Annotated in this window: 1 protein-coding gene and 2 pseudogenes; all 3 read right to left on the reverse strand. The window is 75.5% G+C overall.

Translation table 11 applies throughout. The features are described from left to right. Window positions 1-1031, reverse strand: a pseudogene (locus DY245_RS14520) (hypothetical protein); the annotation flags it as partial. 195 nt (window positions 1032-1226) lie between these two features. Continuing rightward, window positions 1227-1428, reverse strand: a pseudogene (locus tag DY245_RS14525) (DUF397 domain-containing protein); the annotation flags it as partial. Between the two features lie 48 nt (window positions 1429-1476). Beyond that, the coding region (locus DY245_RS14530) for an alpha-N-acetylglucosaminidase (protein ID WP_425329385.1) at window positions 1477-4560 on the reverse strand (3084 nt) is incomplete at its 5' end.

A 4560-nucleotide genomic window follows, 5' to 3' on the forward strand; every position in this document is an offset into this window, starting at 1 on the left:
GCGGGCCCCGCGGCGGGCCCGGCCGGGGTGCCGGGCGTCGCCGCGAGCGGCACCCCGGCCCCGGGCCTGGCCCATACGGCCAGCGCCCGCCGCAGCAGCGCCTTGTCATGGATCCGGTCGCCACGGGCCGGCCAGGCCGAGAAGTCCTGCCGCGCGGCGTTCTTCCAGGCGGTCGCCGACGTCACCGCCAACTTCCCCGGATCCAGGGCCGCTTCGGCCGAGGCGTTGCGCGCGTACGGCGGAGCGGACGCGCCGTCCGGGCCCCAGCCCTCGCCCGGCAGCCCCAGCAGCGCCCCGCACACCAGCACCGCGGCGCCGGCCGCCAGCACCGCCCGGCCGTGCTGCCGCCGCCGGATCAGATCCGTCGGCCGGGCCTGCAACGCACACGGGTCGAACTCCGGCGACTCCAGCAGCGACCGGTCCCGGCTGCCGGCCGGCGTCTCGGCCCGCTCCGCCTCGTCCACTGCCTCGCGGGGGTCCGCCACCCCGGCGGCCTCCAGCACCCGGCGCGCCTCGGGCGGGCTCAGCCGCTCCAGATCGCGCAGCACGAACGCCGCCCGGGCGGGTCCGGACAGCGCGGCCAGCGCCTGGTCCAGGGCGAGTTCATCGGCGCCGCCGGAGCGCGGGAACAGCCGCAGGCCCCACACCTGGGGGAACAGGGGCGGCAGGGCGGGCAGCCGCCGATGCGTGCGCCCGGCGGCGAGTGCGTGGCGCAGCACCCGCAGCCGGACGAAGGCATAGCCGGGATCGATCGCCGCGTCCGTGCCGATGCGCTGGGTGGGCAGGCCGAGCCCGCGGGTGGAGGCGCGCTGGCGCGGCAGGGTCCGCTGCACCACCCCGTGGGCGGCCAGCACCCGGCGGCTGCGGCTCCGGCCGGGCGGCAGGACGAGATAGGCCAGCCGGACCAGCCGGGGGTAGTGCTCGACCAGCGCCGCCTCGGCCTGCTCGACGTCGATGACCGCACCGAACTCCTCAAGGCTGCCGGGGGAGGTGCGGTCCGGACGCTGGGGTGTCGCCTGCTGCTGCTTCACGTTCGGTGAAACGAGTGAATCCTGCGATGGTCACCGACGCGCCCGGGGGCCCTGACGGGTGACCGCACACGGCTGCGGCCACCGCGGTACGCCGTCCGCGGTGGCCGCCCGACTGCCGGGCCCGACAGGGCCTACCGCTCCAGGTCGAACTCGCCGTCCCGTGCGCCGAGTACGAAGGCCCGCCACTCCGCCTCNGTGCGCCGAGTACGAAGGCCCGCCACTCCGCCTCGGTGTAGCGCAGTACCACATCGGGATCCGTGGAGTTGCGCATGGCCACCGCGCCGCGCTCCAGGAAGGCGATCTCGACGGCCTCCTCGGCCTCACCCGGGGCGCGCTGCCAGGTGGCGTCGGAGATGTCGAGGGCGTAGAGCCACTCCTTCTCAGCTGCGGCACTCATACCGTGATCCCCTCGCTCGTGGTCCGTTGCGGTCAGCGTACGCGGTGGTCAGGACAGCTTCCAGCGACGGAACTCGGCCGTCCCGCGGTCCCCGGTACCGGAGTTGGCGGCGGACTGGTGCAGTCCGGTGTCCTGGCGCGCGCCGGCTCCGGGGACGCGGACGGTGGCGATCTCGCGCCAGGTCGTGCCGTCGTCGGTGGAGCAGGCGCCGGTGTACGTACCGGAGCCCGCGCGGTCCGGACCGCGGGTCAGACGGAGCAGTACGGGCGCGGTGATGCCGGTGATCCGCCGGTAGGTGTCCAGGGCGCCGTCGCCGTCGGCGTCGTAGGACAGCACCACGCCGTTGGCGGGCGTCACGGACAGATTGAGGAGGCCGAGGGCGTCCGGCGAGCCCTGGGCGGGCGCGCCGAGGCGGTTGCGGACGACGAGGCCGGCGCGGGCCCAGGGGCCGGTCGGGTCCTGCCCGGTCACCTCCACCGTCACCGACCCGCCGGCGGTGAGCGCGCCCGCCCGGTAGACCGCGCCGAATTCGGCGGTGGCCTTCCAGAGGTCCGCGCCCGAGCCGTTGACGGCGAAGCGGTTCTCCAACTGGCCGAAGACCGCCGCATTGGTGGTGACCGTGCTGAGCTCCGGGGCCAGTGGTCCGGCCACGAACAGGGTGCCGTGCCGCGCGGTGCGGACCCGCGGCTCGCCCTTCGGGCCGTACTCCGTGGTGAGTTCGTACGGCAGCGGCCGCAGCGGCGCGTCCAGGGGGCCGGCCGGGGCGGCGACCCGCCAGCGGGCCCTGCCGGTGCCGCCGGGCGGGACGGACGGCAGCGAGAGCGGCCCTTCGGCGTCGGCCGCCACCCCCCTCAGCGCGAAGTCCACCCGGCCGGTCGCGCGCAGCCCGTTGACGTTGCGCAGCGCCGCGGTGACGGTGGCGCGGCCGCCCGGCGGCAGCGCGGACGGGGTGGCGCCGACCGTGACGGTGCCCTGGTAGGGAGCCTTGGCGAGGGTGTCGTGGACCCGCTGGGCGGTGCGGTAGGCATCGGCCGTCGGGCGCAGCGGATAGCTCTTGCGCGCCCGGGTCCAGGGCTCTTCCACGGCGTACCAGTCGAAGGTCTTCGGCGGCCGGTCCGCCGCCAGCGCGTCCGCCAGTTCGTCCAGGTACGCCTGCCACTGCGGGAGATGGACATCGCCGATCAGGCCGTGCCAGTCGCGGTTGGCGTAGTTGGCGAGCGAGCCGCCGTCGGCGGTGGCCCGGTCGGCCCAGGTGGTGATCAGCGCACGGGCGCTGTGCTCCAGCCGCGCCTCCTCCTCGGCGCCGGACGCCATGGCCCTGGCGTCCGCCAGCCACGGCCCGAGCAGGAACTGCCGGTGCGCGCCGGTGACCTCCTCGCTCAGCCGCATCAGCCGCAGCCACAGCCCGGACAGCGCGCGGAAGGTGGCCCGGTCCTTGCGCCGGTAGGCGTCCTGGAGCTGCCCGATCAGCTGCCAGGACCGGTTGGCGAGGGCCTGCCGGGCGGCGTCCGTCAGATCGTGGCGGTAGGCGTCGCTGGTGCGCAGCGCGGGGCGGACCCTCAGCAGCGCGGCGAAGGCGGTGTCGAAGGCGGCCGGGTCGAAGGCGGGGGTGTGGGTGGCGTAGACGGTGCCGGAGCGGGCGGTCAGACCGGGGCGGGCGGCGAAGACCGAGTCGTGCGGGCGGCCGTCCTTGCTGGAGATCTCGTACGCGCTGGTGCGCAGCGCACCGAACGCGGCGCGGGCGTGCTCGTCGCGGGCGCCGTAGCGCAGGTCGGCATAGCCGTCGAACCAGGCGGCACGGTCCACCGGCCGCTCCCGCCAGGCCAGTTCGCAAAACAGCTCGAAGGCGGCCGGATCGCGCTCCGCGGCCTCCGGCATGTACGCGGTCCCGGCGAGCTTGCTGCCCGGCCTGTCGCGCCAGGCCGTGAACCGTTCGGCCCAGATATGGGTCTTGGCGCCGAGGGTGGTGCGGCCGCCGAAGTTGGGGATGCTGCCGAAGGCGTACGGCACCCCGCCCCAGTCCCGCTCCCGGTCGGTGACCGTGTCGAGGTCGCTGAGGCCGTCCACGATCAGCATCCGGTCGTGGTCGACGGCGTCCAGCAGATCGCGCCGGGGGTTGTTCTGCCAGCCCAGGATGATCCAGGTCGCGCCGGGCCGGGCGGTGCGCAGCGCCTTCTCGACGGCGCGGGCGGCGTCCGGCACCGGTACGTCACCGGGGTCGCCGCCCTCGTGCAGCAGATCCATCTTGAAATGGTCGGCGGGGCCCAGGAGTTGCCGCTGATGGCGGTAGAAGGCGGCGGCGACCTCGGCGAAGACCTCGGTGCGCGGATCGAGCCAGTCGGGGCGTTCAAGGCCCGACCAGGTGCCCTGCGGCACGGTTTCGGCCCCGGGGTTGCGGGCGGCGAAACCGCCCGGAACGGTGCCGAAGTAGCCGGGCAGTACGGGACGCATCCCGAGCTCGCGCAGCCGGTCGGTGATCCGGCGGCCCAACCCGGCGCGTCTGGCGATCAGTTGGGGGCTGGTGGGGCCGCCGTAGCCGCTCATGTTCTGGAGCAGCCACCACGGCTGGTGCGAGGGCGCCGGGAGCCAGCCGCGGGCCTCGGCGTCGGTGTAGCCGAACCCGGTCAGCAGCCGGTGGTAGACGGCCTCGGCGCCGGGGGTGACCAGCACCTCGTTCACGCCGTGCAGCGCCAGCACATCGATCAGCCGCTCCCAGCGCGGCCAGTTCGCGTACGGGGCGGTGTAGCCGTCATGGGTGTCGTTGAGGGCGAAGCGGTGCGGCAGAGAGGTGGCGCGCTCGACGGGGGAGGCGGGGGCGGGCAGCCGGGCGGGCAGCTCCAGCTGGTCGCCGGCCCAGGACAGATGGGCCCGGCAGGTGTATTTGAGGTACCAGTTGACGCCGGTCAGCAGCACCGCGGGGGTGGTCCCGGCGACCGTGATCCGGCCCGGCCGGCCGTCCACCCGGAAGCGGTCGGTGCCGTCCTGCGGGGCGAGCGGCACCAGCTGGAACTGGTCGGCGTGCCGGGGCAGCAGCCGGGTCAGCGCCGCCCGCGCCGGCGCGGTGTCGTACGGTGCCGCCCGCTCCGGCAGGTGTGCGGACCGCCCGGCGGCGGGGGCGGCGGGAGCGGCCCC

This window comes from Streptomyces inhibens, from assembly GCF_003389455.1.
Taxonomy (GTDB): domain Bacteria; phylum Actinomycetota; class Actinomycetes; order Streptomycetales; family Streptomycetaceae; genus Streptomyces; species Streptomyces inhibens.